This is a genomic window from Methanocellales archaeon (genome assembly GCA_028715985.1).
GTDB lineage: Archaea > Halobacteriota > UBA148 > UBA148 > UBA148 > UBA148.
The window spans coordinates 1-5,853 of the sequence record JAQUQR010000015.1; the positions used below are offsets into that span (position 1 = coordinate 1).

A 5,853-nucleotide genomic window follows, 5' to 3' on the forward strand; every position below is an offset into this window, starting at 1 on the left:
AGATCGTCCACCCAGCCGACCAGACGCCACAAGGGAATGCCGGCCCACGTGTTGGTGCCGTCATTCCAGCTGGCGTTGTGACAGGCTGCACCTTCTTCGAAGGAGGTGCGATTGATGGTGTCGGTGACTTCACCGGTTAAGGTGAGGTTCCAGTCAGGGACCACCGTGCTGACCTCAAAGACGAGGTTAAGAACGGGATCGCAAATCAATGTATTGCCGTTTGACAATCGTTCGACAGTGGTCGGCTCTCCTCCGGTGATGTATTCCCAGACGATGGTGCCGGCTGGGTCCACCTCAATGACACGATTATTATTAGCATCACTAATCAGTGTATTGCCATCTGGCAAGCGATCAGCATCCCCTCCGAAGCTTCCGGCGTCGGGGTATTGCCAGACGATGGTGCCAGCAGGAGTCACCTCCATAACACCCACCCATGTGGCAATCAACGTATTGCCATTTGACAAGCGATCGACTTCCACCGTACACGATTCGTAGGGGTTTGCGTATTCCCAGACGATGATGCCGTCTGGGTCCACTTCAAAGGCACGATCCTGAAAATCTGCAATCAACGTATTGCCATCCGGCAAGCGATCGGCATCCAAATAGTTGACATCTCCGCTGTATTCCCAGACGATGACGCCGCCGGGGGTCACCTCAGTGACATGACCTATCCAAAATTCGTCACCAAACATAGTAATCAACGTATTGCCGTTTGGCAAGCGATCAGCATCACTTGGGCCTAGGGCGCCAGTGCAAAGATATTCCCAGACGATGGTGCCGTCCGGGGTCACTTCAATGACCTTAAAATTGCCTGTATCAGCAATCAACGTATTGCCATTCGGTAGTCGCTCGGCAGACAGTGGGGCAGCAGCTCCGGTATATTCCCAGACTATCTCATCTGCCGCTGATGCTGTTGACATCACCAATATCGCACATAGCAGTGCGATCGTACAAACCATATATATATATCGTTTTTTCATGTTCTTTTATCTCCTTTCAAACTGTTCCCCAAAGGGGGAATTCCCATCCCGTCGCCTTTCATCGGCTTCTTCTTCGATATGCAAACAGCTACCATTTGCCGACAATATTGCCGTTTGGCGACAAGATTGCTATTTGCTATATGCAGATATTTACCATTCCATATAAATAGATTTTGGTTATGAATGATTGTGCCGTTTAATGCCAGCTTAAGGTTTATCCCATAATCAACTAGTCAACTGGGAATCCAAAAAAAGAAAAAAGGGGGAAAATTTGTTCTTTTGTGCTCTGTTTCCCCCAACTTCGCTGGATCAGTGATGGTGGGCAACTTCCAGACTGACGTAATCGGTCTGAATGTGAGAGTAGTACAGTGAATAGAAAGTTTTGTCTTCTTGTCTCACAAGTACCGTCACATTGCCTGAATTGATATAGCTGCTGATGTCGGATGTAATCTCGCCGGTCAAAGTCACTTCGTTGCTATCCTGGTAGCTGTTATCAAGTTCTTCGTAGCTCGCGCCGTTCCAGATGTAAAGATATGCACCTTGGTAATTAACATTCGGGTTGTCGTGCCAGCCCCTGCCGTTCCACGTGATAGTAAGCTTCTCGATGTTTGCTATGGGTCCATCGCTATTCGTGCTGGTGTTGATGCTGAAGTTGAACCGATGTGCTGCGTAGCCGCTGGTAGCTGTATCGTTCTGGAATACCCCGTCATCGTCTGCGATGTTGGCATACGCAGTCGAATTGAACTCAGTGCTTGGAACATTGTTGGTGCTGGGTTTTGTTGAAGAAACTTGTTTTCCGAACGCCCATCCCACTGTATCCCCTGTATCGTTGAAATCATGCAGATGCGGCGGGTAGATATTTAATTGATTAATGTATTTCACCGATAGACCGCTTGAGGATGGCCAATATGTACCATTTTCAGGAGTACCGTCAAGATAGTAATGCCAGTATTCCTCATCAATGCACTCGTGCATGTCCCAGAGGCCGAATGCATGATAATGATCGGGATTCGTGCTGTTGTCAGCGAAGAAGTGGAGCCTCATGCCCACAGAATAGCCCGTATCAGGATAGCCCACGCCCTGATGCTCACCGGTAATCGACTCATTGCCGTTATACCATGCTAGGACCATCGGTCCCTGTTTGCTGTCCAGCGTTTCATTGCCGTGGTCGTTGTAGGCGACGGCGTAGTTGAACCACTTGTTGAAACTGTCACTGGCACGAACCTGTATTTCGTCACCAGTCTCCATTCCTCCCACTAACTCGCACAGGTCCTTGACATCCGTCCCGGCCACAGCTCCATAATCCCTGCTCTCCACGTTGACTTCTTCTGGTGGGTCCCAGGGATTGACTGGATCAAAGGTAGGTCCTTGGAAATAGTGGTGCGTGTAATTAGTGGTATAAAGGTTGTCTTCATCCATAACGGGCAGATTATCCCGCATCCACGCGTAGTTCCGCGTTGTAGTGTTCATCACAGTGGAGTAGTTATTGGCTGCGTATTTTGTCACTGTGACTTCTGTCGTATATGCCTGCACAGGCATCATAGAACTCACCAATGCAATGCATAGAAGCATTGCCAAATATTTTCCCCTATTTCTTTTCATTTTTTTACCTTCTAAAATAGATTCACCTTCCAAATTCTTTATCGCTCAACCTCGGTCCCACCTGCAATGCATAACCAACAGCATTGCAAGTGCCATCCCCCCTTCCCAATCTCCATCGCTTCGCTTTTTGGCGTCTCCACCTCCGATATGCAAATACATACTATTTGATATAAATAGTTTTCTGTTATGAATGATGGTACCATTCGATAACCAGTTTAGGGTTTTCCAATAATCAACTGGGGATATTTATGATTTCAAGAAGGAGTAAAATCGATGGTATGCATGAACTCTGAGCTGGAGTACCTCTTGACAAGCACAGGCTTCCAAATCTATGCAAGCTTTCTTTTATCTTATCCAAGGCAATCTTGGGTGGGTTTTTCCATGGGCTTCGTTTCTTGAATTTTCCAGACGATTTATTTATTTATCTTATTTTATTTCTTGCACAACCACATCCCTGAGTTCAGGGGGTAGTTTATCCAGATTATCCACGGCCGGAGTGACCAGAGGCTGATATTTGTCTCGGAGGATGCTCTGCCCCCCCTCGCTCAGCACAAATTTCACAAACTCCAAGGCAAGCTCTTGATTTGGTGCGTTTTTCGGTATGGTAAACCCGTAGAAGATAGGTATGCCGATACGCTCAACCCCCACGGATGCGAATCGTTGAAATCCCAGCATAACTGTGACTTTCCCATAGATATCCCCATATTCAGGCGAACTCAAGTCTATCTGGGCAGGTAACTCCAAATACCTTAAATCGTGTTGCTGAGCTACGCTCTTGTATTCGAAAGCGTAGTCAATACCAGCGTAATCGAGCAGTGCCAGTAGCTGCAGGCTTCCACCCCGGACTGAAATTTTATCACCCTGTGGCTCAAATACATCGGGCACAATCACCGTGTAAGTACCGCCATCTTCAGTAACCTGTATCTTCGGGTCGAAATTGCGCATGATAAGATCGTCAAAGATGGTTTGATTACCATAATACAGTTCAGCGAGCTGGATTAGCGTCAGCGTTCTGTAGCCGCATGCATCTAACATGGGATTTGAGAAGCCGAATTTTACACCAGGTCTAGCGAGAACCTCATACCAGTTAGATTCGTTTATCTCCTCTGCATATTTGCTACTGTTGGTATAAGCGAGGACCACCTGGTTTGTTGCGAATCTTACGTACCAGTCAGCATATTCCGGATACATCATATCTGGGATCAAGGAATCATCTGCAACGGCGACTACATCGTATTCCTTATGGATGTCTGTTACATATCTGATCGCCTGAATACTTCCATGCCCCTCTACCTGCACATCGACGCCCGGATGCAACTCTTCAAACTGGCTTTCCATCTCTTCGAAGGGCACAATGAGGCTTCCCGCATAGATTACTTTCAATTTGGCTTCTTCTGTCTGGCTATGTGAAAGGTACATCGCCATAATCAGAGCCACAGCAACAATTGTTACAAGAGTTAGGATATGTCTCACTTTCATCTTTGAATCTCTACCCTGCCCAACCACTTTCATCTTGGAATCTCTATCCACTTACTCATCCATCATCTATCTATCCATTCTTATTTAGTTAATCCCTACCAGGTCCTTATTTAACCTCTATCCTATCCACCCACTTGACACAGTAACTCCCCTCAATCATAAGTTTATCTCGTGGTGTGAGGATAGCAATCCTGAGCGGCCTACCATAGTCATCAGAGAGGTACGCACCATCCTGTTTATATACTAATACGATCTTCAAGTCGCCGTGTGGCACTTCCCTCAGAGTTGCTGGATCGTAAGTGTTAAAATCTCCCTTTAACTGGTCGTAGTCAAAGACCATTAAGTATCCGTCAGGCGCATATACCCAGACCGTGTTTGAAGGTCCAACACCACCAACAAGGTTACATAGATCTTCTACGGGAACTCCCTCACATTTAAAAGGACCGTGTTTTATACCAACGGTTGTAAAGAATCCGCCATAACCCTCGTAAGAGGGCATTTTTTTGATTTCGTCAAAGGTGACGACTTTTGTCTCTCCTCTACTGCCAACCAACGTCACGTTCCAGTTGATCTGCTCCTCTTCAAAAAATGGATTTGCATATAGGACAACCGCAGCAATAGCACAGAGGCATATCGCCGCAATGGCGAAAATGATGAGTTTATTTTGATCTTTCTCGCCCATCATTTCTCCTCCTCAGTACATAAAAAACCAACAGCAATCCAGCAATCAGCAATCCTGCAATCACAAATAAATACTCAGACCCTAGTGCGGCAGGTGCAGATGTTTCCGTATTCGGCTCTTCGCCTGTACCTGTATATCCCCCACTGTAAATCCTTATCTCATCGACCCATTTCACCGATAGCCCATTCGTTGAGGGATACAGGTCTCCGTAGAAGTGCTGACTTTGTGCCGGTATGCACTCGTGCATGTCCCAGTTGCCGAAGACGTATTTATGCTCAGAATTGACAGAATCGTCAGCAAAGAACGCGAGTCGCATTCCCATAAAAAAGCCAGGGGGGTATCCAATGCCCTGACGTTCACCTACTGGCGAGTCTTCGCCAACATACCAACATAGAACCAGCGGACCCTGCCTGGGTTGCGGTTCATAGACAGTGTTATAGCCGAATTCCACATGGTAGCCATCTGGCGCATGGACCATTACGTCGTCGCCAAGCGACATCCCCCCCACCAGTTCACACAGGTCTTTGATATTCGTACCTTTCACTGCCCCCCTATCTTTAAAGTTCGTCGTTTCGTTTGGGTCCCATTTATCACCCTCAAAGACAGGCCCTTGATGATAATAATGTGTTACCCCGTCACCATAAATCGGTAAATTTGCTTCCATCCACTGATAAGTCACCGTCGTCTCTTTCAAGATCTTTCCATCCGCTGTATACTTTATCACATGAACCTCTGTTGTTGGTCCAGCTGCTTGAACAGGACAAGTGAACAGTATCAACAGCAGAAACAGTGAAATCCCAAAAAGTGCTTGCCATTTCATTTTTATTCCTCTCGTTTAATCAAATATGTGACCACCAGGAGCGCAATGATTGCGAAGGTTGCCTCAAAGCCCGGTACGCTTGGTGTTGGTGTGGGTGCTGATGTCGGCGCCAATGTTGGTCTTATTGTTGACATGGGAGTTGGTTTGGGTGTTGGCGTGGGTATTGGCGTGGGTGTTGGCGTGGGTGTTGGCGTGGGTGTTGGCGTGGGTGTTGGCGTGGGTGTTGGCGTGGGTGTTGGCGTGGGTGTTGGCGTGGGTGTTGGCGTGGGTGTTGGCGTGGGTGTTGGCGT

At 47.3% G+C, this 5,853-nt stretch carries 6 protein-coding genes; all 6 read right to left on the reverse strand.

The genetic code is table 11. The features are described 5' to 3' along the window. Positions 1–980, reverse strand: a 980-nt coding sequence (locus PHI74_07815) for a hypothetical protein (GenBank protein ID MDD5485915.1), incomplete at its 3' end; no start/stop codon positions are given. Positions 981–1,289: 309 nt separating this feature from the next. Beyond that, a complete protein-coding gene (locus PHI74_07820) occupies positions 1,290–2,582 on the reverse strand; it encodes a hypothetical protein (GenBank protein MDD5485916.1) in 1,293 nt (430 codons plus the stop codon). A gap of 426 nt (positions 2,583–3,008) precedes the next feature. Further along, positions 3,009–4,112, reverse strand: a complete 1,104-nt coding sequence (gene wtpA / locus PHI74_07825; GenBank protein MDD5485917.1) for a tungstate ABC transporter substrate-binding protein WtpA — start codon at positions 4,110–4,112, stop codon at positions 3,009–3,011. 55 nt (positions 4,113–4,167) lie between these two features. After that, positions 4,168–4,746: a molybdopterin-dependent oxidoreductase gene (locus PHI74_07830; GenBank protein ID MDD5485918.1), complete on the reverse strand. Its 579-nt coding sequence runs from the start codon at positions 4,744–4,746 to the stop codon at positions 4,168–4,170. After that, positions 4,721–5,563, reverse strand: coding sequence for a hypothetical protein (locus PHI74_07835; protein MDD5485919.1), 843 nt, complete (start codon positions 5,561–5,563; stop codon positions 4,721–4,723). Before PHI74_07835 ends, PHI74_07830 begins: the two co-directional genes overlap by 26 nt. 2 nt (positions 5,564–5,565) lie before the next feature. Beyond that, a partial coding sequence (locus PHI74_07840; protein ID MDD5485920.1) for a PGF-CTERM sorting domain-containing protein occupies positions 5,566–5,853 on the reverse strand: 288 nt, incomplete at its 5' end.

Bases quoted from the DNA above. Each gene is read 5' to 3' on its own strand.
- PHI74_07820 (MDD5485916.1), bottom strand. From the start codon at position 2,582: ATGAAAAGAAATAGGGGAAAATATTTGGCAATGCTTCTATGCATTGCA.
- PHI74_07835 (MDD5485919.1), bottom strand. From the start codon at position 5,563: ATGAAATGGCAAGCACTTTTTGGGATTTCACTGTTTCTGCTGTTGATA.
- PHI74_07830 (MDD5485918.1), bottom strand. From the start codon at position 4,746: ATGATGGGCGAGAAAGATCAAAATAAACTCATCATTTTCGCCATTGCG.